We start from the raw sequence: 26,633 nt of genomic DNA on the forward strand, positions 1-26,633 counted from the left end.
CTTGAGAGGAAGCACATCCATGTCCGACATCAAATTCTTCACTTCCGAGTCCGTCTCCGAAGGCCACCCCGATAAGCTCGCCGACCAGATCAGCGACGCCATTCTCGACGAGCTTCTCCGCCAGGATCCCAAGAGCCGCGTCGCCGTCGAAACGCTGCTGACGCGCGGTCTGGCCGTCATCGCCGGCGAGGTCACCACGTCGGGTTACGTCGAGATCAGCGACGTCGTCCGGAACACCATCAACGAAGTCGGCTACACCAAAACGGATTATGGGTTCGACGGCGAGACCACTGGCGTGCTCGTCGCGCTGCAAAAGCAGTCGCCCGACATCGCGGTCGGCGTCGATGAAGGCGGCACGGACGCGGCGCAGGGCGCGGGCGATCAGGGCATGATGTTCGGCTTCGCCGTCAACGAGACCCCCGAACTGATGCCGCTGCCAATCACCATCGCGCACCGACTCACCGGCCTCTACGCCCAGGTCCGCAAGGACGCCGGCCTCGGCCTGCGCCCCGACGCCAAAAGCCAGGTCACCGTGGCCTACGACCGCGCCACCGACAAGCCGCTCTACATCGACACGATTGTCTTCAGCGCCCAGCACGACCGCGAGCTGACCCAGGCCGATGTCCAGAAGCTCGTCACCGAGAAGGTCATTCAGCCGGTGCTCGCCGACTTTGAGAAGTACGTCACGCAGGAAATCAAGTACCACGTCAACCCGACCGGCATCTTCGTCATCGGCGGCCCGCAGGCCGACACCGGCGTCACCGGCCGCAAGATCATCGTGGACACCTACGGCGGCTACGCCCGCCACGGCGGCGGCGCCTTCTCCGGTAAGGACCCGAGCAAAGTCGACCGCAGCGCCGCCTACGCCGCGCGCTTCATCGCCAAAAACATCGTCGCCGCCGGCCTCGCCGAACGCTGCGAAATCCAGCTCGCCTACGCCATCGGCGTCGCCCAGCCCGTCAGCGTCCTCGTCGAAACTTTCGGCACCGGCTCCATCTCCGACAACGAGATCAGCAAGCGCGTCCAGGACGCCTTCGACCTGACCCCGCGCGGCATCATCACCCTGCTCGACCTCGTCAACCCGATCTACAAGCAGACCGCCAAAAACGGCCACTTCGGCAACCCCGCCTTCGGCTGGGAAAAGACCGACCTCGCCGCGAAGCTGGCGTAAAGCCAATTTAACGAAAACAGCCCCCATTCCAAAGTCTGGAATGGGGGCTGTTTTTCTGGCAAAGGATCAGCGGCTACTTACTCTCCACCCCCAACCAAATCACCCGCTGGGCGGCGGCGGATTGCGTGAGGCCGGTGAGGGAGGTGGCGACGGCGGGAAATTCGCGGTGGCCGGCGCCTAGCAGGTTGGTGGCGGCGGTGAAGACGCGCCAGGGCTGGGCGGCGGAGCCGATTTGGTAGCCGATCTTGAGGTCGGCGCGCACGTAGGCGCTGATGGGGACATGGGCGCCGTTGTGGAGCAAGTCCACGTAGACGGAATCGCCGACGTAGCGCAGGTCCGTGCGAAATGAGATGCGGGGCGCGCCGGCTGTCTCGACCACGAGGTTCGCTTTGTTTTTGGGCGAGAAACTGACGGCGGTCGCCTGATCGGCTGCGATGTCTTCATAGGAGTAATTTAGCTCCCCCCGAAGGCCGCGCGCGATGGGGAAGGCGCTTTCAAACTCCAGGCCCGCCGCTCGCGCATTTCCCAGGTTCTCCGTCGTATAGGTCATGCCGGTGTTCGGCGGAAACGGGGGGCTGGGCGCGAACTGGACCGGCGCGATGTGCATGAGATCATGGATCTGATTGTAATAAGCGTTCACGCCAAAGTAACCAGAGCGCGTTTCTTTACGGTATCCCAGCTCCAAACTGTGAATCGTTTCGGGGCGCAGATGCAGATTCCCAAGCACCTGAACGCTGAACACATTCGGGACGATCGGAACGCTGATATCGAAATAATTGTCCAGAAGCGCCGGGGCGCGGAAGGCGCCGCCATAGGAAAGCCGCACCGTTTGATCTTTCGGCAGGTGATGCACGAGGCTGAGATGGGACGAAACGTTGGCGCCGTATGCAGAGTCGTCGTCCAGGCGCACGCCGGCGAACAGCGTCGTTTGCGCGCCGATCCGCGCCTCATCCTGTCCAAAAATGCCCCAGGAGGTTCTCGACCGGGACTGATTGCCCGTCAGAAAAGCCGTAACCTCCGACTTGCGAACATTCATACCGTAAATGAACTGCTGATTGCTGGAAACCGCATGCTGCTGCTGGAAGTCCAGACTGGAGATGCGACTCGAAATATTCAGAGAAGCGGGATCGGTCGTGTCCATCGTATTGAGAAACGCCCGAATCTGGATTGGGTTGCGCGCATGGTCCTCGCTGTACGACAGCGTATAGTTACGGCTCTGCCATAAGCTGTCCAGCATGACCATGGCGGAATTGAAATCTTCGTGCGTATCGCTGGCGTTGGCGGAAAGACGCAGTGTCCCGCGCCCCAGCGTTCGCTCGGCATCCGCCATCAGTATGACTGACGAGTGATCATCCGCAACTTTGTTCTTTTCTTCACTCCCATAGCCAGCCGTCGATTTGAAGCCGCCGCCAAACGAATAGCTCCACCCATTCTGCTTGCCTCCGGAGAGCGCCTCGACATCATTGCCGCTCTCTGCGCCGCGCGCCGCCAGCAGCGATGTTTTCGCGGCGGCGGCAATCTCCTGAGGCGTCTTGGTGATAATATTGATCACGCCATTAAACGCATTGGCGCCGTAAAGCGTCGACCCCGGCCCGCGCACGATCTCGATCTGTTTGATCCGGGAAAGCAGCAGCGGCTCCTGAGCCCAGAAAACGGATCCATAAAAATCCTGGTAAATCGAGCGCCCATCGACCATCACGAGCAGCTTGTTGGCGTATTCGTCGTTAAAGCCGCGTATGGACACGTCCGCCTCGGACGAGTTGAGATCCACGACATCGACGCCAGGCGCCGAGCGCAGCAGATCCGTGATCGTACGCGCTCCCGACGCCCGGATTTCCTCTTCGGTGATGACGGTCATCGCGGCCGGGGAATCGCTGACACGACCGGCGGTCTTGGTGGATGTGGTGACGATCACCTGATCGCTGAGCAGCAGCTCCATATCCTGCGACGTATTTTCCCGGCCTGGACTCGACGCATCAGGAGACGCAGCGTAAACTTCCGACGCCTCGGCGGACAGCAAAACGGCGGTGAGCAGTAGAAGAGACAATTTCAGGTACGACATAAATATAGATCGCTTTGCACGGTAATACAACAAGAACGACGGGCGAGAATAGCCAATCATCGGCTCTCCACTCCCAGCCAGATCACGCGCTGGTCGGCGGCGGATTGTGCGGTGCCGTCGAGGGGGCTGGGAACCTGCGGAAATTCGCGATGGCCGTCGCCAATCAGATTGGTGGCGCTGGTGAAGACACGCCAGGGATGGGCGGCGGAGCCAACTTGGTACGCGATCTTAAGATCGGCGCGCAGATAGGCGCTGACGTTATAGATCTGGTTGTTTTGATAGATGTCTCGGAAAATGGAGCCCCCCACATAATGCAGATCCGTGCGGAATGAGACACGGGATGACCCGAATGTCTCCAGCGCCAGGTTGGCTTTATGTTTGGGGGAGAAGTTCACAGGGCCGCCCTGGTCGTCCTGCACGTCTTGATACGAATAGTTAAACTGACCGCGCAGGCCGCGCGCGACTGGGAACGCGCTTTCCAGCTCCAAGCCCATCGCGCGCGCCCCGCCGATGTTCTCGGACGTACTGGTGCTGGGCGTATTCGGCGGGAACGGGGGGCTCGGCGCATACTCTGTGGGGATGGCGTTGATCAAATCCGAAATCTGATTGTAGAACGCATTTACGCCGACATACCCGTCCTTCATCTCGCGGCGATATCCCACCTCATAGCTGTGAATTTTCTCCGGGCGGACATGAAGATTGCCCTCCAGCAAAACATTGAAGACACCGGGAATGATCGGGATGCTGTAGTTGTAGTAATTCTCGATCAGTGTGGGAGCGCGGAACGCGGAGCCATACGACGCCCGGAGGGTCTGCGAGGCGGACAGATGATGCACGAGGCTGAGATGAGGCGAGACGGTCTCGCCATAGGTCGAATCGTGGTCCAGACGCATTCCGGCGAACAGCGTCGTCTGAACTCCCAGGCGCGCTTCATCCTGCCCGAAGACGCTCCAGGAGGAGCGCGATTTGCTTTGGTTGGCGGTCAAGAACGCCTTGACCTCCGTCGTCCGATAGTCCAGACCGTAGACCAGATTATTCTGGCTGGAAACGGAGTGCTGCTGCTGGGCGCTAACATCGACGATGCGGCTTTGAATATTCAGATTTGAGGGATTAGACACTTCGAGGGTGTTGACAAACGCTCGGATTTGCAGCGGATTGCGCGCATGGTCCTGATCGTACGACGCCGTGTAGTTGCGGCTGCGCCAGTCGGCGTCGCGAGCGCTGTAAATCGCGTCGAAATCGCCCAGGGTGTCGTTCGTGTTGACCGAAAGGCGCAGGACGCCGCCCGGCAGAGCGCGCTGCGCGTCGGCCATCAGGATATTGGTCGTGTGAGCGTCGTAAATCTTGTTTTTCTCTTCGCTCCCATATCCATCCGAAGAATTGTAGCCGCCGCCCACGGAATAGCTCCACGCGCCGCTTTTGCCGCCCGCATAGCTTTCAATCGCGCTTCCATTCTCGCCGCCGCGCTCGGCCGTCAGGAAAGTCTTTGATCCGGCGGCGATCTCCTGCGGCGTTTTGGTGATGATATTGATCACGCCGCTAAACGCGTTGGCGCCGTAAAGCGTCGATCCCGGCCCGCGCACGATCTCGATCTGCTTGATTCGCGATAAGAGCAACGGCTCTTGCTGCCAGTAGACCGAGCCATAAAAGTCCTGATAGATCGAGCGCCCATCAACCATGACCAGCAGTTTATTGGAGAACTGGTTATTAAATCCACGGATCGAGACGTTCGCCTGCGAGGAGTTGGTGTCCATGACATCGACGCCCGGCGCCGAGCGCAGCAAATCCGGAATTGTCCGCGCTCCCGAAGCGCGGATCTGGTCCTCGGTGATGACCGTTACGGCGGCCGGAGAATCGCTGACGCTGCCGGCAGTCTTGGTCGCCGTGGTGACGATGACTTGGTCGCTGAGCAGCAGCTCCATATCCTGAGACGTATTCTCACGACCTGGATTCAACGCATCAGGAGACGCCGAATAAGCCTCTCGAATCCCGGCTCCCAGCAAAGTGGCGGCGAGCAATAGAGACGAAAGCTTTGTATAAGATACTAACATAAAAGGCTTTACCAGTCAGGGTAGATGTAATCCACCGTTCAACTTCGTAACGATGAGTATGGAAATTATCGGTGAAAGCCCGTATTTTCCACAGGGAAAAGCCTTCGCGTGAATCGAACACCGATTATCGGCTCTCCACTCCCAGCCAGATCACGCGCTGGGCGGCGGCGGATTGGGCGCCGCTGCTGAGAGGGCTGGGCGCTTGCGGGAATTCTCGGTGGCCGTCGCCGAGCAGATTGGTGGCGGAGGTGAAGGCGCGCCAGGGATGAGCGGCAGGCCCGAATTGGTACGCAATCTTAAGATCGGCGCGCAGGTAGGCGTGGATGTCGTAGCGGACGTCGTTGTGATAGAGGTCTCGGAAGATGGATTTGCCGACATAGTGCAGATCCGTACGGAATGAGACGCGGGAGCCGCCCACGGTTTCCAGCGCCAGGTTTGCTTTGTGGGCGGGCGAGAAGCTGATCGGGCCGTCTTTGTCGTCCTTCACGTCTTGATAGGAATAGTTGAATTGACCGCGCAGGCCGCGCGCAACTGGGAACGCACTCTCCAGCTCCACCCCCATGGCGCGCGCGCCGCCGATGTTCTCGGACATAAAGGTGAGCGGCGTGTTCGGCGGAAATGGCGGGGACGGCGCATATGTTGTCGGAAGCGCGTACATCAAATCCGAGATCTGGTTGTAGAACGCATTCACGCCGACATACGCGTCCTTCATCTCGCGCCGATAACCAATCTCGTAGCTGTGGATCTTCTCCGGACGGACGTGAAGGTTGCCCCCAAGCTGGAGAGTGAGCACATCCGGGATGATAGGAACGCTGAAATTGAAGTAATTGTCGAGCAGGGTCGGGGCGCGGAACGCGGATCCATACGACACCCGAATGGTCTGCGCGGCGTCCAGATGATGCACGAGGCTGACGTGCGGCGAGACGGTTTCCCCATAAGCCGAGTCGTGATCCAGACGCATGCCGGCAAACAGCGTCGTTTTGGCTCCCAGGCGCGCCTCATCCTGCCCAAAGACGCTCCAGGTAGAGCGCGATTTGTTTTGGTTGGCCGTCAGGAACGCCTTGATCTCCGACGTTCGATAGTCCAGGCCGTACACGAGCTGGTTTCGATTGGAGACGACGTGCTGCTGCTGGGCGTCGAAATCGACGATCCGGCTCTGGATGTTCAGACCGGCGGGATCGGACAGATCCAGGGTGTTGACGAACGCTCGGATTTGCAGCGGGTTGCGCGCATGATCCTGGTCGTACGACGCCGTGTAGTTGCGGCTGCGCCAATCGCCGTCGGGAACGAGAAAGATGGAGCTGAAATCGCTCTTGGAGTCGTTCGTGTTGACTGAAAGGCGCAGGACGCCGCCGGGCAGAGCGCGCTGAGCGTCGGCCATCAGAATATGGGTCGAGTGAGCGTCGGGGACCCTGGTCTTTTCTTCGCTTCCATACCCATCCGACGAGTTGTAGCCGCCGCCCACGGAATAGCTCCACGCGCCGCTTTTGCCGCCCGCATAGCTTTCAATCGCGCTTCCATTCTCACCGCCGCGCTCAGCCGTCAGGAAAGTCTTCGTTCCGGCGGCGATCTCCTGCGGCGTCTTGGTGATGATATTGATGACGCCGCTAAACGCGTTGGCGCCGTAAAGCGTCGATCCCGGCCCGCGCACGATCTCGATCTGCTTGATCCGAGAAAGCAGCAGCGGCTCCTGCTGCCAGAACACCGCGCCGTAAAAATCCTGGTAGATCGAGCGCCCATCGACCATCACGAGCAGCTTGTTGGAGAATTGATCGTTGAAGCCCCGGATGGAGACGTTGGACTGCGAGGAGTTGACATCCATGACATCGACGCCCGGCGCCGAGCGCAGCAAGGCCGTCAGTGTCCGCGCGCCCGAAGCGCGGATCTGGTCCTCGGTGATGACCGTGAGCGCCGCCGGGGAATCGCTGACGCGTCCGGCGGTCTTAGTGGCCGTGGTGACGATCACCTGATCGCTGAGCAGCAGCTCCATATCTTCCGAGGTGTCGCTTCGTCCCGCCGCCGCCATAACGGGCGAGGCGCCGCGCACCGCCGTCGCCGCGGCGCAGAGGAGAGTCGTCGCTACAAGGGACCGAACGAAGAAGTTTGTGGGAGCAGTAGACATAGGTGACCCTCAGAATAATCCTTCACGCTTCTGACGCTCAGGGAGCAGATCGCCCTGTCGAAGAAGCCGCTAATGGGATTATCGGAAGACGCCCGTATTTTCCACAGGTAAGCGGAGGCTGTCTGGGTAGAATGGCCTTATGACATGCAAAACGTTCGCCCTGCTCGGGCTTCTCGCTCTCGCCGCCCTGCCTGCCCGCGCCGACGACGGCGGGATTACCTTTGGCGGCTCGCCCCGATTGCTCTCAGGACACAAGACCATCGCGATGGACAGCGAGGTGGTGACAATGGATGTGAGGGACCAAACCGTGACGGTGCATTGCCGATTCGTATTCAAGAATCACGGCCCCGCCTGCACCGTGCGTATGGGGTTCCCAGATCAAGCGCGCGGGGAGCGCGCTTTTCAGGACGATCCGAAAAAGCCGCCCAATCCCAATGGGACGTTCAATTCATTCACGTCCAAAGTAGACGGCAAGCCCGCGCCCACAAGCGTCGTGATAGACGCCGCCAATAACAGCAACGTCTGGCATGCAAAAACCGTCGCGTTCGGCGCGAACCAAACGCATATTGTCGAAGACGACTACTCGACATACGTCGGCGGCCAGATCACCGACCATAACAGCGCCATCTCTCAAACGTATTATGTCCTGCATACCGGCTCATCCTGGAATGGAAACATCGGCCGCGCCGAGGTGATCGTCCGCTTCCACCGCAAGAAAATGCCCGGCCCGCTCAAAGCAATCGATCTGCGCAAAATCGGCAACCCCGAAGCCGGCGACATAAAACTCGCCCCCTACGGCCCAAACGCCGTCGTCTGGCGCGGCCCATCCACTCCCACCATTGCGGGAACGACCCTGCGCTTCGTGCGCTCAAACTTCAAGCCGCAGTATCTCGACGATGTGATTCTCTACTTCGGGGACATAAAGATGTCGGGATAGATCATGCTGCGAACAAGGCCAAGAGATCGGGATCGTCGCCCACAAGATCCAGCGCCGCCCGCCCCTTCACGTCACGCAAGGTTCGGTCGGCGCCGCGATCCACATATAGCTGAACAAGATCGTTGCCACCATGGCGAATCGCGCGCATCAAAGGCGTCATTCCTTCGTTGTCCTGCGTATTCACATCCAGGCCAAGGTCAAGCAACAGAGTTTGGATTTCGACGCCATGCCGCCACGACCAGCCTTCGATCAAATTGAGGGCGGTTTGTCCCTGGTGATCCGTCAGGCGGGGATCGGCGCCGTGCGCCAACAGCGAACGAACTTGCTCCGGCCGCCCACCCCAAATCGCACGCATCAGCGCCGTGCGCCCTTTCGCATCCCGTTGATCGATATCCGCGCCGACGCTCCGATTGCCGTTCAAAGCGTCATCCTCTGCCGGCAAACCGTACTCCTGGAGCAATAAGACGATCTGGCTCCAGCCACCGCGCCGCGCCTCCCACACGGCGGACTCGAGCGTATTCGCCCCACGATCCAACAGCAGACGCGCCACGGCGACTTGCCCGCTCCTCGCGGCGGCGCTCAGCGGCAGAAGCTTATCGATCGGCGTATTCGGATCTGCCCCAGCGTCCAGAAAGGCCGTACCCCGATCCACATCCCCCAGCATAATCGCATCGAGAAAACCAACAGACGACGATATCTGCGCCAGATAGGCGGCGACTTCGCGATGCCCCTTTCTCGCGGCGACCGCAATTGGACTGCGCCGGCCAACGGCTCCGCCAGGCGCGACATTCGCGCCGCGCTCTACAAGCAACTGAACGGTTTCCAGATTCCCGCTGAACGCCGCAGCCGCAATCAACGGCGCATTCCACCCCGGCAACAAGCTCTCGACATCCACACCACGATCTAAGTGGCCGCGAAGGAGCTCCGTTTCTCCCAGAAGCGCGGCCTCCGCCGGCCCAATATTCGCTCCCGCCTCTCGGTACAGCCCAACCATCTCCCTATCGCCTCGCGCGCACGCCAGAAACAAGGGAGATTGAGTCCCAAGACGCGTCGGATGATTGACCTCCGCTCCCCGCGCCAGCAAGCAACGAGCGGCCTTGACATCGCCAAAAACGGCGGCGGAGCATAAGTGATTGTGCAGGCGAATGCGCTTTTTCGTTTCTATCGAATGCTCCATGACAAGAATCTTCCTATGATATCGCCAACAAATCTCAACAATTAAGCCGCCAGCAGAGCCGCACGATGCGGATCGCGCAGGGCAAAGTCCATCGCCGTTTCTCCCTTGGCGTTGCGCAGGGTGCGGTCGGCGCCGTGATCCAGGTAAAGCTGCATGAGATCTTCATGACCGTAGCGTGTCGCGCACATGAGGGGCGTCGTCCCCTCGTTGTCTTGAGTATTCACGTCGAGGCCAAGGTCGAGAAGGATGGTTTGGACCTCGACGCCATGATGCCACCCCCAGCCTGCCAGCAAGCCCAAACCGCTCTGGCCTTGGGCGTTGACGTGATGAATGTCCGCACCATGGTCCAACAAGAGGCGTACGTGGTCCGGTTTGCCGCACCAGATTGCCCGCATCAGCGGCGTCCAGCCCTGGTCGTCCTTGACATCGACAGCCGCGCCGGCGTCCAGCAACAGTTGCGTCGTTTCCAATGGTTTTCGGCGTCCGAGCCAATGCAGGGCCGTGCATCCCGAGGCGTCGCGGATATTGGGATCCGCGCCGTGCGCGAGCAACGCCCGCACAAGCGATGGAAAAAGCATCGCCTGACCGAGGAGCATCCCATCCGTCTTCTCCGATTCGTTCACAGGAAGCCCGCACTCCACCAGCAACAAAACAATATCCGTCCACCCGCCCCACAAGGCTTCGTCCCAAGCTGTGATCTTATGTCCGGGTGATCCATCCTTATGCAGAAGCTGAACGGAGCCAAAAACATCCGCGCCCCGATCCAGCAACATGCGAACAGTGTCTACTTGGCCGGTCATCGCCGCGGCGGCAAGAGGCAGAAGATCGCCAATGGGCGTATTGGGATCGGCGCCGCCGTCGAGAAACGCCGCCGCCGCCTCTGTCTCGCCGAGCATAACCGCTTCCAGCAAGCCAATGGACGGACCAATTTGGGCCAGATATGAAGCCGCTTCGCGATGCCCTCGCTTTGCGGCGCAGGCAAGCGGCGTCTGCCTGCTATTGAGCGCGGCAAGACTTGCGCCCCGCTCCACGAGCAAACGAACGGTCTCCAGATGGCCGCCATAAGCCGCCGCCGCGACGAGCGACGAATGCCAAACAGGGACGTTGGCTTTCTCGACAGACATTCCCGCATCGAGCATCTCGCGCAGAAGCTCCGTCTCTCCCAGGATCGCGGCTTCCGCCGATCGGATATCGGCTCCCGCCTTCCGAAACAGCGCGGCCATCTGCGCATCGCCATACCGGCAAGCTTGGAAGAGAGGAGACATACAACCGGATCCCGTTGGATAATTGACTTCGGCTCCGCGCGCAAGCCAGTAATGGGCAACCTGGATATCGCCAAAGGTCGCGGCGGACCAAAGATGAGTATGGAGCTTTAGGCGACGTTGTTCGTCTGGGGAAAACTGCATGCTGGTTTCCTCTCAAGCGGCGAGAATATATTTACCAGTATTTTACTATCAAAATGCAAATTCTCCGCCATATTTACTATACGCCTGCGCGAAACGATATTGTACTGTAGAATAGCGTCTGTCAAGGTTCACCGCAATGCCCAAGAAAACGAATTCTGACCGCCGACTGCTTCGATCGTATCCATCGTTACCGACTGTAGAGGTATCGCTCAAGAATCGAGAGCTTACCGTCCATACTTTGAATGGAAATCCATATCACCGAAACCACAATATCGATGTCTACTCAGCCTGCTGGCTCAATGATGATCTTTATTTTGTCATTCAATCACAAGTTGGAAATAGCCGGCCACTTCAAAAAGTCCATTTTCAATCAACCGCAAATGTAGGTCCGACACGTGATGATGTCGCCGCAAACGTATGGATCAATCATGGATTTGCCGCCGTTCACCTGAAAGAAGAAGAACTACTTTTCCTAACCGAGCAGGATAAGATACTAAGGCAACCTCTTGCGTTACGGCGGCAATCCAGTAATCAAACGGTCGCCGCATGGTCGCCATCGATGCCGGTTCTAGCGATCCTGGACGAGAAAGGCCTGGGCATATGGCGTCCAGAACTCAACACAATAGAGACGCAGTATCTATGGGAATCACTCGATATCGCCCGCCGGGTTGATCAGAGCGAAATCCTTTGGTCACCCAACGGCCAATCCCTCATCATCGTGCGTGAACATTTGCCGCGAATGAGTTATGAGCAGATGGAGGCGGCGAGTCCGAAAGAGATCGAACAATACCTGGAATCGAGAATGACAGACGTCGCCGTACTGCAAACGGCGCCACGCCGCGAAGTGCTTCGCACGGAATCGCTGCCGCGATTGACGCTTATCGAGTGGGAGGACGATGTTGCCTATCGGACGCGCCAGCACTTGCCGGGCCGATTTAATGACGCCTATCTGCGCAGGCTCGTCCATAGCCAAAACTGAGTTATGGAGAAGGAGAATTTACTTATCATACAGGACAGGTGTGACTGATTTTTGTGAACCGCCTATTTCCCACAAGCTTCCAATTGTGGGCCGGAATCGGAAACGAGCGTTTCACAATCATCCGTCACACCCGTGGGCGCCGCGAACACAGGAGTTTGGGCCATTGATCCCGAACTAAACGTCCATCGGATCTCCGTCTTCTTCCAGGCATTGAGGCTAACACCGTGGCCGACGAAACCAGTTCTTCGACAGACAATATCGACTACGACGCGGACGCCGTGGCGCGGCTCCGCGACCTGGCGGAATCGTATCGGGCGCAGGGCAAGTACGCGGAGGCCGAGTGGCCCCTTCGCAGGGCTTTGGAGATGTGCGAAGCATCCCTTGGCGCCGATCATCTCGATACCGCGCTCTGTCTCAATAACCTGGCGGAGCTGTACAAGAATCAAGGGCGATATCAGGACGCCGGAGTTCTTCACAAGCGCGCGTTTATGACGAGGCGAAAACTGCTCGGCGATAAGCACCCGGCCACCGCCACCAGTATCAATAATCTGGCGGAATATTACGAAAGCCAAGGCAAGTACGATCGCGCGGAGCCGCTGTACCGGCATGCGGCGGCGGTTTTTGGCGAAGTGATGGGGGCCGAACATCCAAACACCGCAACAATCCTCAACAACCTCGCGGAGCTCTGCAAACGTCAAGGCAAGTACGCGGAGGCCGGGGCGCTCCATAAGCAAGCGCTGCGAATCTTCCAAAAGTCTCTCGGCGAGATGCACCCCGATACGGCGAGTAGCCTTAACAATCTGGGCGAATTGTATGGGATTCTTGGAAAGTATGACCAGGCGGAGACGCTCTGCGCTCGCGCGCTGGATATTCGAGCGCGGATACTGGGGCCGGAGCATCCCAGCACGGCGACCTGCTACCACGAGCTGGCGGCGCTGCGCCAAAAGCAAGGCAAGTACGCGGAGGCCGAGCCGCTGTATCGCCGCGCGCTGACGATCCGAAAGAAGACGTTCGGCGCCGAACACGCCCACACCGCCGCGACCGTCAGCAACCTGGCGGAGCTGTACAAAAGCCAGGGCAAGTACGAGCAAGCGGAAGCACTCTGCATCAAGGCGCTGCGCGCCCTGGAGAAGACACTGGGCGCCGACCACCCGAACACGGCGACAAGCCGCAATAACCTGGCGCAAATCTACGAATGCCAAGGCAGGCATACGGAAGCGGAGCCGCTTTACGCGCGCGCCCTCGCGAGTCTGGAATCCGCGCTGGGCGTCCAGCATCCCAGCGCGGCGACGGTTCGCGCCAATCGGGATAACAACCGAATGCTCCGAGACCAATCCCCGCGCGCCTAAAAGCAAAATAGGATCTATTGATTCGAGGAAACGGAGCGCTCCTCCAGCCCGCGCCGCAGGCGTTTGGTGTTGAAGACGACGCTGAGACTGCTGACGAGCATGGCGGCGGCGGCGACAACGGGCGGGGCGTGGCCGGTGATGGCGATAGGAATGCAGACGGCGTTGTAGAGGCAGGCCCAGAAGAGGTTCTGGCGGATGATGGCGGCGGTGCGGCGTGAAATGTGGAACAAATCGGCGAGGCGGGTGAGGTCGCCAGAGATCAGGGTGACGTCGGAGGCGCGCTGGGCGATCTCGGTTCCAGAGCCGAAGGCGATGCCGACGTTAGCCTGCGCGAGCGCGGGGGCGTCGTTGACGCCATCGCCGACCATCGCGACGACGGTTCCGCCGCTGGCTTGCTGCGCGGCGCGCAGGTGCGCCACCTTGCCGTCCGGGCGCATCTCCGCCGTCGCCTGCGTGACGCCGACGGAGTTCGCGACGGCCTGGACAGTCGCGGCGGCGTCGCCGGAAAGCAGCTCGACGCTCAGCCCCATGGCCCGTAATCGGGTGATGGATTCGCGGGCGCCGACGCGGGGGGCGTCGCCAAGAATGAAGAAGCCGCGCACTTCATGCGCGGCGCCGTAGAAGAGTACGGTGCCGCCAATCGCTTCTTCGGCCTGCGCGCGCGACAGAAGATCCGGCGATAACAGGGCGTTCTCCGACGCCGCGAGGGCGCGGTTGCCGACGAACCAGCGGACGCCGTCCACGACGCCTGTGACCCCGGCGGCTTCATGCCGCTCAAATCCCACGACCTCGCTCCGCCCCGGGCAGCCCTGCCCTTCGGCGTAAGCAAGCAACGAGCGGCCCAGAGGATGCTCGGACGATCGCTCCAAAGCCGCGACGGCCTCCAGGTCGTCAGGACGCCCCTGCTCGACCGTTTCAAAGCCGCGCACGGAGAAGACGCCCTCGGTGAGCGTGCCAGTCTTGTCCAGGATCACGTGACGGACACGCGGCAGCACTTCCAGCACTTCGGTATTGACGATGAGGATCCCGCGCGCCGCCGCCGCGCCGACTCCCGTGGTGATCGCCAGCGGAGTCGCCAATCCCAGCGCGCAGGGGCAGGCGATGACTAAGATCGAGACGACGCGAATGAGGACCTGCTCGGCGGAGTGGTGCGTCAGCGCCAGCGCCAGTCCCGTTCCAAACGCCAGGGTGATGATGGCGGGGATAAACACGCGTGAGATGCGGTCCGCCCAGCGTTCGGCGGGCGACTTCGTGGCGAGCGCCTTTTCCACGAGGGCGATCATCTGCGCGAGCGTGCCGCCGTCGCCAATACGCGTCACTTCCAGGGTCAGCGGAGCATCGGTGGCGACGGTCGCGCCGATCACTTCATCCCCCACACTCTTCGTCACCGGTCGGGATTCGCCCGTCAGCAAGCTTTCATCGACCTGGGCCGTCCCCGCGACGACGCGACCGTCGGCGGGAATGCGCTCGCCGGGGCGCACCAGCACATGGTCCCCCAGTCCCAGCTTGCCGAGCGCGACTAGTGTTTCGCGGCCGTCCGGCGTCAACACCGTCGCCTTGCGCGGCAGCAGGCCGTAGAGCAGCGCGACCGCTCCCGCCGCCTGTCCCTTGGCGCCGGATTCGATGTGCTTGCCGATGAGAACTAAGGCGATCAGCATGTCCGCCGTGTCGAAATAAACGTGGACGCTGTGATGCGCCATCGACCATAAACTAAATAGAAAGGCCGTCCAGGAGCCCAGCGTGATCAGTGTCTCCATCGTCGCCGCGCCGCGCCGCGCGGCCTGGGCGGCGCGCTGAAAGATCGGCCATCCGGCCCACATCACGGGAAGCGAGAGCGCCAGCGCCCAGCGCGGCAGGATCTCGCTCGCCTGCGCGCCTAGCGACTGCCAGTAATTGAGATAAAGCGCCAGGCTGAACATGCCCGCGTTCATCGCGAACACAAACGCCACCACCGCGCGCACAAAGTCCCCGCGCCGCGCCTTTGTCGCCGCCGTCGCGCCCTCCGCCCCTTTGTCCGAATAGTTCTCCGCCGTGTACCCCAGCCGCCGAATCCGCGCCGCGATGTCGCTCTGGTCGATCCGGGCCGGCTTGTAGGTGACGCGCACGACATCCGCCGCGAAGTAGACCTGGCAGTCCATCACGCCCTTCTCATGCTTCAGCGCGTTCTCGATCAGCCAGGCGCACGACGCGCACCACATTCCGCCGACCTGAAACGCCGCCTCGCGCGTCGCCTCCAGCTCGTTGTGCGGGTTGGTATTGATGGTTTCGCTGAGAACAGGCTCGGCGGGCGTATCGGGCCGGGCGATCAGGCCCATCTGGAGACACTGCTGATAGAGGGGAGCTTCGCGAGGATCGGCGCCGGGCGCCAATTGCCCGCTTTCGACGAGGATCTGGTAGACCTGACGGCAGCCGCGGCAGCAGAACACGCGCGCCTCGCCGCCGGGGACGGGCTCCGTGATCGGCGCATGCGCCGTCATTCCGCAAAGATCGCAGACGACGACGGGCGCCGCCGTGGATGTGGTCGCCATGAGTGATACTTCGCCTACTGCGAGTCTCCGGCCTGCGGGTTGGTGTTCTTGTACATCTGTTTCGGATGCATCGTGACCTGCGCGGTGATGGAGATCATCAAGCCGAAAAAGAAGATAAACAGCACCACCAGCGCCACCAGAAAAACGCTGCCGCTGGACGGCCGGTTGCGCGCCCGCAGCACCGGGCTGACATAATTCGTAACTTTGCGATTGCTCCAGCTTTTCGCCATGATTTCTTGCTTTCTTGGGGATCCCCTGGGGCCTATTCCCGCGTAATCCCTATTCCCCCGCGCTTTAGCGCGTTTTCCCCTTTTTCCCAGCAAGCCGCTTCGCGGGGGAAAAGGGGAGCCAATCATTATCGGCCATTCACACTCGACAAGAATGTGTGAAGATGATATTGTTTACAAATACTCTCCGAATTCTTCGTTGATACTTATCGAGCGAGCAAGGACCATAATTATGAGCGCCCCTTTTCCCCCTGGGTAAAAGGGGAAGGCGCGCTAAAGCGCTGGGGGAATAGGGCCATCCCCTATTCCGGCCGGTAAAACACCAGCTTCACCTGCGCCCGCTCTTTGGGCGACACCAGATTCAGCGTCACGACCTTGCGCTCGCCCGGCGCTGTTTCGGTTGCGGGGCCGGTCAGGATCAGCGGCGCGGCGCGCTGCTCTCGTGGGGCGAGCGTGAGGGTCGAAGCGCCGTGGATTTCGGCGCGGGCGTTCATGCCGTCCACGGATAAGGCGTATGTTTGCGGCTCGGGAGTTCCATTCTCCACGGTCAGCAAATAGTCGTTGTGGATTCCGGCGGCGTCCTGCGTAATCGCGCCGTTCGCGATCGCCGTCGCCGTCATCTTTTCATGGCCGAATAGGGACAGCCCGACATAGCCCGCGAAGACGACCAGTGTCGCCAGCACCCAGAACCGGGTGGCGTCCCAGAAACCGAGGCGCTGCTTCCAGGTAAGATTACTGGCGGCGCGCTCGGGCTCTAGGCCGTAACGATATTCGATCAGCCCGGCCTTGCCGCGCTTGCCCAGAACGTCGTTGCAGGAGTCGACGCAGACGCCGCAGTTGATACAGGCGAGCTGTCCGGCGCCGTTCTTGATATCGATCCCCATCGGGCAGTCGACGACACACTTCCCGCACTTGATACAGTCGTCCTCGCGCTCATTAAGATAGCGCACGGCGAGGGTGTTCTTGTCCGCGACAATGCCCATCAAGGGGCCGTAAGGACAGGCGGAGTAGCAAAATTTGCGGCGCACCCAGAGCATGTCCGCCGCCACCACGGCGGCGATAATGTAGACGGTGAGCGCGGCGGGAACGTCCGTCCACGGCCGCAGCGCGGCGTGGCCCACATCGGAAGGCGACAGCCAGTAGGCCGCCACAGTCATTCCCGTCCCTACCGACATCGCCAGCAAAATCAGCGACCAGACACCGCGCGACAGCGCAAAGCGCGGCTGGCCAGGGCGCGTGCGGAACGCCTTATCCAGCCGTTTTTTGAGCGAATCGGCGAAGTCGCTCGCCATCGTCTGCGGACAAACCCAGCCGCACCAGAGACGTCCGTAAAGAACGGACACCGCCACCAGCGCCCAGGTGGCGAGCATCGAGACCCAGAACAGCATCAAAAGATCCTGCGCCGCCGTGCGATGCCACGCAAAGTAAAACTCATGGCGCCGCACATCCAGACGCATGCCGTTTGTCAGCGGCAAAGCCACCAAAAGAACGCCGCACAGCAATTGCACAACGCGCCGCCACGGATTCCAGCGCCCTTTTTTGGGCGCGGGCGACGGCTGGATAATTCGGTCAGTAAGGTCGATCGCCATTGTTCAAACCCGATACGAAACACAAAACGGGCGCTAACTTCCGCGCCCAAACTGTGACTCAATTATACCTGATTGCGCCAAACACTTTGCGAATTATTTCACAAAGTACCGGAACAATCAGAACCGCCCCGCGCGGCCCCACCCACCTGCGAAGCTTTCCCCAGGTGAGATAACAGAAACGACGCCGTGGGATTCTGGAAAAGTGATATAATGATCGCAAGAGGATTGAGTTATGGCGACGCAAGCACGCCGGCTCCATACGCCGGACGAATATCTCTCCATGGAGAGGCAGGCGGAGGTTCGCAGCGAATACATACGCGGCGAGATTTTCGCGATGTCCGGCGCCAGCCTGCAACATACGGACATTACCTTAAATGTCGGCAGTGAATTGCGCATGCAACTCAAAGGCAAACCATACCGCGCTTCCGTCTCCGACCTGCGCGTGCAAGTCGGACACGCGGGTTTGTACACTTATCCAGATATTGTCGTCACATGCGGCGCTCCACAATTCGCAGATGCGCATGTGGATACGGTTCTCAATCCGACGCTTATTGCCGAAGTACCTTCTCCCTCAACAGAAAGTTATGATCGCGGCGAGAAATCCATCTATTATCGACAAATACCGACGCTAAAGCAATACTTGCTGATTTCGCAGAATCGACCGCACATCGAACTTTACACTCGACAGGCCGAAGATAGTTGGTTGCTGACAGAAATAAGCAACCTAGATGGAGCGATACTGCTGGAATGCATCTCCTGCACATTGGCGATGTCGGAAATCTACGACCGCGTTGTATTTGAAACGCGTGCCAAATAGCCGTTTTATACAGCGCGATAATTACGCCGCGCCGTTTCTCTTTTTCCACCGCTCCCGAATGAGTTCGAGCGCCGCACGACATTCTTTTCTGGTTTTCAGCGATGCCGACTCGTCAACGTTTAACCGTTTCAAGCTTTTCTTCAACCCCGCTCGCAGTTCGGGCTTCACTTCTTTCCAAACTTCTTGATTATCGAGAACGATGCCGACAAACCTCACATAGTCAAGATCGATATCCTCTTCCGCCGGCGGTTGGAACAGCAGTCTGATATCTTCTATTTGATACTTAATGCTGGAGGACCAATGTGAAAGCAGAAGAAGCAAGCAGGCTGAAGAAGTCTTGTTATGGTAGCTCGCCTCAGAATCGGGAGTTACACCTGCCGCAATATCAGCGGTCATGTAAGCGCAGTAATGCGTCGCAACATTCGCTGTTGTCATCCAGTCGCCAATTGGCTGCTCGTTGATATAGCACTCCAAAACTCTGTGCGCCATATGCAGATTGGAGTATTGAAACTCGAAGCACTCCTCCAGCATCCAACGGTCAATTACCCCCAGGTTTTTACGCTGCAATATCTTCTGACGATCCTCTTCACTCAATGCCATCCTTTAACCTCCAATCATTTCCCGCCAAGTAGCACACGCAGGCCTTCGCCCGCTTCTTCGTAAATTTGCTTGGATGCGTCCACGATCCCCGTCATATGCAGGGCGCCGTGGATCAATCCCGGCAGGCGCTTGCGGTGGACGGGGACGCCGGCGGATTGGAGTTTGTCGGCGTACTGTTCGCCGTCGTCGCGCAGAGGGTCGTATTCGGCGGTGAGAATGACGGCGGGGGGAAGGCTGGTGAAATCGGGGGCGCGCAGGGGGGAGGCGTCGGGGCTCGCAGCGTCGGCGGGGTCGCTGAGATAATAGTCCCAGCAGGTTTCCATGGAGGCGCGCGTGAGGGAGTAGCCCTGGGCGAACTCGGTGTAGGAGGGCGTGTCGAAGGCGCAATTGGTGACGGGGTAGATGAGAAGCTGGGCGGCGATGGGGGGACCGCCGGCGTCCCGCGTGCGGCGGGCGACGGCGGCGGCGAGGTTGCCGCCGGAGCTGTCGCCGGCGACGATCAGGCGCGATGGATCTCCGCCCAGGTCGGCGCCGTGCGCGGCAATCCACTGGGTGACTTCCCAGCAGTCGTTGAGCGGGAGCGGAAATTTGTGCTCGGGGGCGAGCCGATAATCGACGGAAACCACCAGGCAGCCCGTCGCGTTCGCGAGCTGGCGGCAGGGCGTGTCGAAGATGTCGAGCGTTCCCCGGAACCAGCCGCCGCCGTGACTGAAGACCAGGATCGGCGGGGCGGCGGCGGCCCCCAAAGGCGTATAAGCCCGCACGGGGATATCGGCGTCCGAGGCTGGGATGCGCAGGTCCTGCACGCGATCGACGGCGGGCGGCGCCGCCTGCCACGCGATCAGACCTCGAGCGGCGGCGCGCGTCTCTTCCATGGGAAGCGCGCCGATGGGCGCGGCGCCGGCGGCGCGCATCTTTTCCAGCAGGGCGGCGACTTGTGGATCGAGCGGCATCGAATCTCTCCTGACGGCGGTAAGCGGTATTTCGTCAAGAATACCCCGTGGCCGTCATGCGAGGCAAGCAACGCGAGCCAAAAATCATAAGGACAGGGCGGCGGATGCGACCGACGCGTCCCGTCAAATCAGCCGCTGCCCGCCGTCCACATGCAGCGTTTCCCCCGTGGTGAAGGTGTTTCCCATCAGATAAAGCGCCGCCTGCGCGATGTCTTCCGGAGCGCCGATGCGTCCCACCGGAAGCCGTCCCGCCATCTGCTCGAACAACGCCGCTTTGTTTCCGCCGCTGATGGTGTCCCAGACCGGCGTATCCACCCATCCCGGCGAGATCAAGTTGACGCGGATCGGCGCGATCTCCAGCGCCAGGGCGCGCACGAACCCAACCAGTCCGGCGTTGGCCGCCGCCACAATGGAGCCGCGCGGGCCGGGCCGGTCGGCGGCGATGCCGCCGGTGAAGGTAAAGGAGCCGCCGGGACGGATCCGATCGACGCCGTGCTTCACCAGCAGCAATGGCCCGATCAGCTTGGAATCGAGAGTTCGGCGGGCGTCGTCGATCTCGAACTCGCGCACCGGCTGATACGCCGCCGAGACGGCGGTGCAGAGGAGATGATCGAACGATCCCACCGATTCCAAGAGCGTTTTGACCTGAGACTCATCCGTGGCGTCCGCGACACTCGTTTGAATTCGCTCCCTGTCGCCGATGGCAACCGCCGCTTGATCCAGCTTCTCCTGAGAACGGCCGACGATCACGACCTTCGCGCCGTCCTTCCACGCCGCGCGAGCAATCCCTAACCCAATTCCCGATCCGCCTCCCACAACAATCACAGTTTGATTTGCCAGCGTCATTGGATACCTCTTCCTAAGTATCTTGAAGTCAAGATACTTTATTTCAAGATACCTTGTTTTCTCCGCGCTTGTCAAGCTATAATCTTCCATGCGAATCGATAAAGTGGATGAGATTTTGGCGCAGTGGCGCCGCGAGCAGCCCGAACTCAATACCGAGACCATCGCGGTCGTCGGCCGTATCTTATTGTCGGCGGAGATGTTAAAGGCGCGCATCCAGCCGGTGTTTGAGAGCTATGGCGTCAGCTTTGGCGGCGGCGACGTGCTGGCGTCGCTGCGCCGCAATGGCCCGCCATACGAGCTTTCCCCCACCCAGCTCTACCGCGAATTAATGCTGACCTCCGGAACGATGACGAATCGCCTGGATCGATTGGAGCGCGACGGTTTCATTATCCGCCGGCCCAACCCCGACGACCGGCGCAGCGCCCTCGTGTGCATGACGCCCAAGGGCTTAGCGACCATCAACACGATCATGCACGAGCATATGGAGAACGAACAGGACCTTCTTCATGCGCTCAGCGCCGAGGATCAGCAGCAGCTGGCGGGGCTTCTTTCGCGCCTGATTCTCAGTCTCTAGAAGGCGTCTTAAAAAATTGCTAAGATATTAGCATCAATCTCTTGACATTGCGCATTCTCGGTGCTAAGATATTAGCATCGAGGAGAATATCCGATGTCCAAGCCGTTATCGCACAAACTCAGCCGCCGGGAGCGGCAGATTATGGATATCGTTTACCAGCACGGGCAGGCGTCCGCCGCCCAGGTCATGGAATCGATGCCCGACGCGCCCAGTTACTCCGCCGTGCGCGCCCTGCTGCGCATCTTAGAGGACAAAGGGCACTTGCGCCACATTCAGGAAGGCGCGCACTATGTTTTCCTTCCCACCCAGCCGCGCCAGAGCGCCGCGCGCTCGGCGATCGAGCAGGTCGTGCAGACATTCTTCGGCGGCAGCGTCGAACGCGCCGTCTCCACCTTGCTCTCCGACGATGAGACGCAGCTTTCCGATCGTGATATCGCCCGGCTGACCGCCCTCATCGCGCAGGCAAAAGCGGAAGAAGCCAAGCAAGATTCATAAGACGCCCACGACGACCTTCAGGAGACAAGGCAATGAATGGATCATTATATAGCATTGCAATACAGCACTGGGGATTGCCTGCGCAGCGACTGCTGCTTGCGCTCGCCGATGTGTCGGCGAAATCAATTCTCCTCTTCTTGGCGGCCGGCGTGCTCGTCCTGGCCCTGCGGCAGGCTTCGGCGGCGCGAAAGCATTTGATCTGGCTGCTCTGCCTCGCCGGCATGCTTGCGCTTCCCCTCTTCACGGCGCTGATCCCAGGCCGCGAAGTGCAGGCAGTTCAACAGGCGTTTCATGTGGACGTCATCCAAGCAAAGCAAACGCCGGACAAGGACGCTCCCAAGCCTGTCCCGGCTTCCTCCGGGATTGCAAGCGTGAACGGCGCTCCCTCCCCAGCGGCGGTCACCCGCCGCACACACGAATCCCAGCAGGATAGCGCTCGCAATCGCCCTTTGCCATTCGATGCATGGAAGATTGTGATTGGTTTCATGGCGCTTTGTTATACGTTCTTCTGGGCGCTCGGCATCCTCGTTGTTTTTGCCCGCATGGGTTTCGCTCTGCTGCGCCTGCGCTGGCTCCAGAAAACGCTGACGCCGATCACACACGAGCCGACAGTGCGGATCGCCGCGCACGTCGCCGCCCAGATGGGGTGGAAGCGCCCGATCCTGCTCTATGAGGGCGACGCGGTCGCGACGCCCATCACCTGGGGAGCGCGGAGCCCCATCGTCGCGCTTCCCCTCGCAGCGCGGGAATGGCCGGAAGCACGGCTGCGCGCGGCGCTGCTGCATGAATTCGCGCATATCCAGCGCGGCGACTGGCTCGCGCAGATGCTGGCGTTTTCCGTGTGCGCCCTCTACTGGTTCCACCCATGCGCCTGGCTCGCGGCCCGATTTATGCGCCAGCAATGCGAGCACGCGGCCGACGATTACGCCGTCACGCATGGCCTGAAGGCGTCGGACTACGCTGCCGAGCTGCTCGAAATCGCCCGTTCACTGCAATCCCGCAGAAGCCCGCGCTTTGCGGTGGCGATGGCGCCCCGTCCCAGGATAGAAGCTCGCCTTCGAGCGATCCTCGCCGCAGACCAGCGCCGCGATCCCGTCACGAAGCGGCTCTGGAAAGGCGGTCTGGCGGCGACGGCGTGCCTGCTGCTCCTCGGCTCGGCGGTTCGCTTCTCCTCGCGAGCGACGGGAACACCTGGGATCGACAGACCGGCGTCGGCTCCATCACCATGGGACAACGCAATCGTCGCTCCCGCTCCCGATGCGCCGGTCACGCTGCCAAACGGCGCCGTGATCCGTCTGGCGGGTGTCGCGGACACGCAGGGAAACCCCAACCACTGGTGGTCTCCCAGCGGCGGCCCCGTGGCGCAGAGCCTTCTCAAGAACACGCTCATTTACCCCAGCATGCCGTCCGGCGCCCAAGGGCGTGTCTTCGCAGCCTCGATTCAATATGACGTTCACAAACAACCCATGGCTTCTGGCGCGCCGCCGCCGCCCTGGGATTGGGTCTATCTCCATTCTCCGGAATACGGCGCCGTTTACTACACCAAACCAACTTTGATGGATCGCATCGAGCCAAAGCTCGAAAAACCCGACCTTTCTCGATTCCAGGAGCATGAAACACGGTCAGGAGCCGCCGTCACTTATCAAATGCTGGACAGCGCTCCTATCGCGGCGTCTGCGCGGACCGCAACCGTGCGGGTCGCGTGCGCCGCCGGCCTATGGACCGGAAAAATCCGCTGCAAGAAAACCGCCGGAAAAATCTATATCGAAATGCCGGGCGGCCCTGTCATCTTCACGTTGGTTTCCAATCCCCATCATTTGAAAGACGCCAAGGCGCTCGCGCGCGCTAACGCCATTGTCGGGGTATCCGATTACTTTGGCTCCGCAGAGGTGGACGGAGTGATGCGCGAGGTGAGAAATTTCGATCGGGATGTGGTCGCCCTGGACTCGGGCGGACGAGCTATCTACGATATCAAAGGCTACAGCATGCCGAGCGGCGCCGGGAAAACAGAGCAGCAAGGTCTTATTCCCATCCCGATCCTGAACCGCACCGCAGCCTTTGAACTGCGCGCACGACCGTATTACTGGGCGGAGTTCCGGAATATCCGCCTCAAATCCCAATAACGACAGACCATACGGGGACTTCGCAAGTAGATCGGCCTACTTGCGAAGTCCCCGATTGACAAATACCAATCTAAACGTTACAATGAACGAAATTATCGTTTATTTTCTCAGGGAGACCGTTTAGAGATGCGACATCATTGCTGGAAATTTGGGGCGCTTGCGGCGATCACGACGGCGGTGCTGGCGGCGCCTGCCGGCGCGGCTTCGGGGCGGCTGACGGTCAAGGCAGACCAGCCGGGGGCCAGAATTAGCCCAATGCTTTATGGTCTGATGACCGAAGAGATCAACCACTCTTATGACGGCGGCCTGTACGGCGAGCTGATCCAGAACCGGGTTTTCAAGGACGACGCCGCAAATCCCGTCCACTGGTCGGTGGATTTGAACGGCGGGGCTGCGGGATCCATCGCGCTCGATGCTAATCAGCCGATCCCGGATACGGCGCTGACCACGTGTCTGCGTCTGGACGTATCGACGGCGGGAACGGGGCGCGGCGTGGGCGCCGCAAACGACGGCTACTGGGGCATTCCCGTCAAGCCCAGCACAAGCTATCGGGCTTCGTTCTACGCCAAGGCCGACGACAACTTCAAGGGGCCGCTCACGCTGACGATCGAGAGCACGGACGGAACCCGCGTCGCCGCGCAGGCCGCCGCTCCTGCTCCGGGCGCCACTTGGAAGAAGTACACGGTCACGCTGAAGACGGACGCCGCGGTCACGGAAGGATCCCAGTATCGCTTTATCGTTTCCGCCAAGGGAACCGGCGCCGTCTGGCTCAACCAGATCTCGCTCTTCCCGCCCACTTTTAACAACCGTCCCAACGGCAACCGCATCGATCTGATGGATCTTCAGGCGGGCATGTCGCCGACATTCCTGCGCTTGCCCGGCGGTAACTATCTGGAAGGCGGCTCCATCGACGAACGGTTCGACTGGAAGAAGACCCTCGGCCCGATCGAGCAGCGGCCGGGGCACCAAGGCCCGTGGAGTTATCGTTCAACGGACGGCCTCGGGCTTCTGGAGTTTCTAGAGTGGTGTGAGGATCTGAAGATCGAGCCGCTGCTCGCCGTCTACGCGGGATACTCCTTGGACGGCCAGCATATCGAGCCCGGCCCGGCGCTGGCGCCGTTCGTGCAGGACGCACTGGATGAGATCGAGTATCTGACCGGCGACAAAAATACAACCTGGGGCGCGCGGCGCATCGCCGACGGCCACCCGAAACCATTCCCGCTGCACTATGTCGAGATCGGCAACGAAGATGAGTTCGATAAATCCGCAAGCTATGACGGCCGCTACGCGCAGTTCCAGGACGCGATCAAGGCCAAATATCCCAAGCTGCAATTGATCGCCACCTCGACCGTCACCCAGCGCAAGCCCGATCTGATCGACGACCATTTTTACAGGACGGCGGCGGAGATGGAGCGCGACAGCGGGCATTACGACAACTACGACCGCAGCGGCCCGAAGATCTTCGTCGGCGAATGGGCGTCGCAAGATGTGAGCACTCCCTGGGTCGACGCCGACAAAAAAGGCCCCACCCCCAGCCTCTCCGCCGCGCTCGGCGACGCCGCTTGGATGATCGGCATGGAGCGCAACTCCGACATCGTCCTGATGTCCTGCTACGCCCCGATGTTCGTCAATGTCAACAAAGGCGCGCGGCAGTGGGCCGTAAACCTCATCGGGTACGACGCCAACGCCAGCTTCGGCTCGCCGTCCTACTACGCGCAGGCGATGTTCGGCGCGAACAAAGGCGATGTCGTGCTGCCTGCCGCCGTCACGCTCGCCGACGCCCCCGTTCAGCCGGCGCCCAAGGGCAAGGTCGGCGTCGGAACCTGGGCGACGCAGGCCGAGTTCAAGGACATTCAGGTGACGCAAGGCGCCGCCTCGATCCTGCCGGCGGGCGACGTCCACTGGGCGCTGGGACCGGGAGAATGGAAGCAGGACGGCGGCGTCCTCCAGCAATCCAGCAATGCAAACGGTACGGACGCGCTGCTCGGCGACGCCGCCTGGACCGATTACACCTATCACGTCAAGGCGCGCAAGATCGGCGGCAAGGAAGGCTTCCTGATCAAGTTCCATGCCCAGGACAGCGACAACTATGTCCAATGGAACATCGGCGGCTGGAGCAACACGCGCTCCACGCTCCAGCGCGCGAGCGACGGCGCCGTCGAAGAGTTTGGCGGCTCCAAGCCGCTGACCGTCGAAACCGGCCGATGGTACGACATCCGTATTGAAGTCCAGGGCATGAAGATCCGCTGCTACCTCGACGACCAGCTCATCACCGAAGCCACCGACACGCCGTCCGTCGTCAGTCCGCTCTACACCACCGCCAGCCGCGATCTCAAATCCGGCGACGTGATCTTAAAAGTCGTCAACACCGCCGCCGACGCCCAAACGCTGGATGTCGATATCCAGGGCGTCAAGAACGTCGCCAAAGACGCCCAGGAGCACGTGCTGACAGGTCGTCTGCGCGACATCAACACCATCGACGCCCCCAAAAACGCCGCCGTCACCGATAGCACCCTCCATGGCGCCGGCCCGACATTCACGCACGAGTTCCCCGCCTACTCCGTCACCGTTCTGAGATTGAAGACGAAAAAATAGCCCGAACGCCGCATCCAATCGCCCCGCATCTT

Annotated in this window: 20 protein-coding genes; 9 read left to right on the top strand and 11 right to left on the bottom strand. The window is 60.6% G+C overall.

Annotated elements, in window-relative coordinates:
• Nucleotides 1-19: 19 nt before the first annotated feature.
• Nucleotides 20-1,171 carry a methionine adenosyltransferase gene (gene metK, locus D5261_RS03650; RefSeq protein WP_119323414.1) on the top strand — a complete coding sequence of 384 codons (1,152 nt, stop codon included), beginning with the start codon at nucleotides 20-22 and terminating at the stop codon, nucleotides 1,169-1,171.
• Nucleotides 1,172-1,244: 73 nt separating this feature from the next.
• Here the strand turns inward: metK and D5261_RS03655 are convergent, their stop codons facing one another.
• The 3 genes from D5261_RS03655 to D5261_RS03665 all read right to left on the bottom strand — a co-directional run bounded on the left by D5261_RS03655 (nucleotide 1,245) and on the right by D5261_RS03665 (nucleotide 7,406).
• Nucleotides 1,245-3,233 carry a TonB-dependent receptor plug domain-containing protein gene (locus D5261_RS03655; RefSeq protein WP_165864461.1) on the bottom strand — a complete coding sequence of 663 codons (1,989 nt, stop codon included), beginning with the start codon at nucleotides 3,231-3,233 and terminating at the stop codon, nucleotides 1,245-1,247.
• A gap of 56 nt (nucleotides 3,234-3,289) precedes the next feature.
• The gene (locus D5261_RS03660; protein WP_119323416.1) at nucleotides 3,290-5,284 is read right to left on the bottom strand and encodes a TonB-dependent receptor plug domain-containing protein; all 1,995 of its coding nucleotides are present in this window, start codon (nucleotides 5,282-5,284) and stop codon (nucleotides 3,290-3,292) included.
• A 124-nt stretch (nucleotides 5,285-5,408) separates the two neighbouring features.
• On the bottom strand, nucleotides 5,409-7,406 hold the full coding sequence (locus D5261_RS03665) for a TonB-dependent receptor plug domain-containing protein (protein ID WP_119323417.1): 1,998 nt from the start codon (nucleotides 7,404-7,406) through the stop codon (nucleotides 5,409-5,411).
• A 139-nt stretch (nucleotides 7,407-7,545) separates the two neighbouring features.
• Between D5261_RS03665 and D5261_RS03670 the strand changes: the two genes are divergently transcribed.
• Nucleotides 7,546-8,343, top strand: coding sequence for a hypothetical protein (locus D5261_RS03670; RefSeq protein ID WP_119323418.1), 798 nt, complete (start codon nucleotides 7,546-7,548; stop codon nucleotides 8,341-8,343).
• Between the two features lies 1 nt (nucleotide 8,344).
• Here the strand turns inward: D5261_RS03670 and D5261_RS03675 are convergent, their stop codons facing one another.
• Nucleotides 8,345-9,520, bottom strand: a complete 1,176-nt coding sequence (locus D5261_RS03675) for an ankyrin repeat domain-containing protein (RefSeq protein WP_119323419.1) — start codon at nucleotides 9,518-9,520, stop codon at nucleotides 8,345-8,347.
• Between the two features lie 41 nt (nucleotides 9,521-9,561).
• Complete coding sequence (locus tag D5261_RS03680) at nucleotides 9,562-10,926, bottom strand: ankyrin repeat domain-containing protein (protein WP_119323420.1); 1,365 nt, start codon at nucleotides 10,924-10,926, stop codon at nucleotides 9,562-9,564.
• A 136-nt stretch (nucleotides 10,927-11,062) separates the two neighbouring features.
• Between D5261_RS03680 and D5261_RS03685 the strand changes: the two genes are divergently transcribed.
• Both D5261_RS03685 and D5261_RS03690 read left to right on the top strand, forming a co-directional pair.
• A complete protein-coding gene (locus D5261_RS03685) occupies nucleotides 11,063-11,905 on the top strand; it encodes a hypothetical protein (protein WP_125206187.1) in 843 nt (280 codons plus the stop codon).
• 224 nt (nucleotides 11,906-12,129) lie between these two features.
• The gene (locus D5261_RS03690; protein WP_165864462.1) at nucleotides 12,130-13,254 is read left to right on the top strand and encodes a tetratricopeptide repeat protein; all 1,125 of its coding nucleotides are present in this window, start codon (nucleotides 12,130-12,132) and stop codon (nucleotides 13,252-13,254) included.
• A 14-nt stretch (nucleotides 13,255-13,268) separates the two neighbouring features.
• Here D5261_RS03690 and D5261_RS03695 read toward each other — a convergent pair whose 3' ends face one another.
• The 3 genes from D5261_RS03695 to D5261_RS03705 form a co-directional block, all read right to left on the bottom strand.
• Nucleotides 13,269-15,782 carry a heavy metal translocating P-type ATPase gene (locus D5261_RS03695; protein ID WP_119323423.1) on the bottom strand — a complete coding sequence of 838 codons (2,514 nt, stop codon included), beginning with the start codon at nucleotides 15,780-15,782 and terminating at the stop codon, nucleotides 13,269-13,271.
• Nucleotides 15,783-15,796: 14 nt separating this feature from the next.
• The gene (locus D5261_RS03700; protein WP_119323424.1) at nucleotides 15,797-16,012 is read right to left on the bottom strand and encodes a hypothetical protein; all 216 of its coding nucleotides are present in this window, start codon (nucleotides 16,010-16,012) and stop codon (nucleotides 15,797-15,799) included.
• A 299-nt stretch (nucleotides 16,013-16,311) separates the two neighbouring features.
• The gene (locus tag D5261_RS03705) at nucleotides 16,312-17,598 is read right to left on the bottom strand and encodes a 4Fe-4S dicluster domain-containing protein (protein ID WP_119323425.1); all 1,287 of its coding nucleotides are present in this window, start codon (nucleotides 17,596-17,598) and stop codon (nucleotides 16,312-16,314) included.
• Between the two features lie 232 nt (nucleotides 17,599-17,830).
• Between D5261_RS03705 and D5261_RS03710 the strand changes: the two genes are divergently transcribed.
• On the top strand, nucleotides 17,831-18,415 hold the full coding sequence (locus D5261_RS03710) for a Uma2 family endonuclease (RefSeq protein ID WP_119323426.1): 585 nt from the start codon (nucleotides 17,831-17,833) through the stop codon (nucleotides 18,413-18,415).
• Between the two features lie 21 nt (nucleotides 18,416-18,436).
• Here D5261_RS03710 and D5261_RS03715 read toward each other — a convergent pair whose 3' ends face one another.
• The 3 genes from D5261_RS03715 to D5261_RS03725 form a co-directional block, all read right to left on the bottom strand.
• Nucleotides 18,437-19,015 carry a hypothetical protein gene (locus D5261_RS03715; RefSeq protein ID WP_119323427.1) on the bottom strand — a complete coding sequence of 193 codons (579 nt, stop codon included), beginning with the start codon at nucleotides 19,013-19,015 and terminating at the stop codon, nucleotides 18,437-18,439.
• Nucleotides 19,016-19,029: 14 nt separating this feature from the next.
• Nucleotides 19,030-19,968 carry a LipP1 family hormone-sensitive lipase gene (gene lipP1, locus D5261_RS03720; RefSeq protein WP_119323428.1) on the bottom strand — a complete coding sequence of 313 codons (939 nt, stop codon included), beginning with the start codon at nucleotides 19,966-19,968 and terminating at the stop codon, nucleotides 19,030-19,032.
• Between the two features lie 123 nt (nucleotides 19,969-20,091).
• Nucleotides 20,092-20,814: an SDR family oxidoreductase gene (locus tag D5261_RS03725; protein ID WP_119323429.1), complete on the bottom strand. Its 723-nt coding sequence runs from the start codon at nucleotides 20,812-20,814 to the stop codon at nucleotides 20,092-20,094.
• Nucleotides 20,815-20,902: 88 nt separating this feature from the next.
• On the opposite strand from D5261_RS03725, the gene D5261_RS03730 reads away from it, so the two are divergent.
• The 4 genes from D5261_RS03730 (at nucleotide 20,903) to D5261_RS03745 (ending at nucleotide 26,601) form a co-directional block, all read left to right on the top strand.
• A complete protein-coding gene (locus D5261_RS03730) occupies nucleotides 20,903-21,388 on the top strand; it encodes a MarR family winged helix-turn-helix transcriptional regulator (RefSeq protein ID WP_119323430.1) in 486 nt (161 codons plus the stop codon).
• 93 nt (nucleotides 21,389-21,481) lie between these two features.
• Nucleotides 21,482-21,883 carry a BlaI/MecI/CopY family transcriptional regulator gene (locus D5261_RS03735; RefSeq protein WP_119323431.1) on the top strand — a complete coding sequence of 134 codons (402 nt, stop codon included), beginning with the start codon at nucleotides 21,482-21,484 and terminating at the stop codon, nucleotides 21,881-21,883.
• Nucleotides 21,884-21,915: 32 nt separating this feature from the next.
• A complete protein-coding gene (locus D5261_RS03740; RefSeq protein WP_119323432.1) occupies nucleotides 21,916-24,006 on the top strand; it encodes a M56 family metallopeptidase in 2,091 nt (696 codons plus the stop codon).
• Nucleotides 24,007-24,132: 126 nt separating this feature from the next.
• Nucleotides 24,133-26,601, top strand: coding sequence for an alpha-L-arabinofuranosidase family protein (locus D5261_RS03745; RefSeq protein WP_119323433.1), 2,469 nt, complete (start codon nucleotides 24,133-24,135; stop codon nucleotides 26,599-26,601).
• Nucleotides 26,602-26,633: the final 32 nt, after the last annotated feature.

The sequence above is a fragment of the Capsulimonas corticalis genome (assembly GCF_003574315.2).
Lineage (GTDB): Bacteria > Armatimonadota > Armatimonadia > Armatimonadales > Capsulimonadaceae > Capsulimonas > Capsulimonas corticalis.

Bases quoted from the DNA above. Each gene is read 5' to 3' on its own strand.
- D5261_RS03710 (WP_119323426.1), top strand. From the start codon at position 17,831: ATGGCGACGCAAGCACGCCGGCTCCATACGCCGGACGAATATCTCTCC.
- D5261_RS03700 (WP_119323424.1), bottom strand. From the start codon at position 16,012: ATGGCGAAAAGCTGGAGCAATCGCAAAGTTACGAATTATGTCAGCCCG.
- D5261_RS03665 (WP_119323417.1), bottom strand. From the start codon at position 7,406: ATGTCTACTGCTCCCACAAACTTCTTCGTTCGGTCCCTTGTAGCGACG.
- D5261_RS03715 (WP_119323427.1), bottom strand. From the start codon at position 19,015: ATGGCATTGAGTGAAGAGGATCGTCAGAAGATATTGCAGCGTAAAAAC.
- D5261_RS03735 (WP_119323431.1), top strand. From the start codon at position 21,482: ATGTCCAAGCCGTTATCGCACAAACTCAGCCGCCGGGAGCGGCAGATT.
- D5261_RS03685 (WP_125206187.1), top strand. From the start codon at position 11,063: ATGCCCAAGAAAACGAATTCTGACCGCCGACTGCTTCGATCGTATCCA.
- D5261_RS03660 (WP_119323416.1), bottom strand. From the start codon at position 5,284: ATGTTAGTATCTTATACAAAGCTTTCGTCTCTATTGCTCGCCGCCACT.
- D5261_RS03670 (WP_119323418.1), top strand. From the start codon at position 7,546: ATGACATGCAAAACGTTCGCCCTGCTCGGGCTTCTCGCTCTCGCCGCC.
- D5261_RS03730 (WP_119323430.1), top strand. From the start codon at position 20,903: ATGCGAATCGATAAAGTGGATGAGATTTTGGCGCAGTGGCGCCGCGAG.
- lipP1 (WP_119323428.1), bottom strand. From the start codon at position 19,968: ATGCCGCTCGATCCACAAGTCGCCGCCCTGCTGGAAAAGATGCGCGCC.
- D5261_RS03655 (WP_165864461.1), bottom strand. From the start codon at position 3,233: ATGTCGTACCTGAAATTGTCTCTTCTACTGCTCACCGCCGTTTTGCTG.
- D5261_RS03695 (WP_119323423.1), bottom strand. From the start codon at position 15,782: ATGGCGACCACATCCACGGCGGCGCCCGTCGTCGTCTGCGATCTTTGC.
- D5261_RS03680 (WP_119323420.1), bottom strand. From the start codon at position 10,926: ATGCAGTTTTCCCCAGACGAACAACGTCGCCTAAAGCTCCATACTCAT.
- D5261_RS03705 (WP_119323425.1), bottom strand. From the start codon at position 17,598: ATGGCGATCGACCTTACTGACCGAATTATCCAGCCGTCGCCCGCGCCC.
- D5261_RS03675 (WP_119323419.1), bottom strand. From the start codon at position 9,520: ATGGAGCATTCGATAGAAACGAAAAAGCGCATTCGCCTGCACAATCAC.
- D5261_RS03725 (WP_119323429.1), bottom strand. From the start codon at position 20,814: ATGACGCTGGCAAATCAAACTGTGATTGTTGTGGGAGGCGGATCGGGA.
- D5261_RS03740 (WP_119323432.1), top strand. From the start codon at position 21,916: ATGAATGGATCATTATATAGCATTGCAATACAGCACTGGGGATTGCCT.
- metK (WP_119323414.1), top strand. From the start codon at position 20: ATGTCCGACATCAAATTCTTCACTTCCGAGTCCGTCTCCGAAGGCCAC.
- D5261_RS03745 (WP_119323433.1), top strand. From the start codon at position 24,133: ATGCGACATCATTGCTGGAAATTTGGGGCGCTTGCGGCGATCACGACG.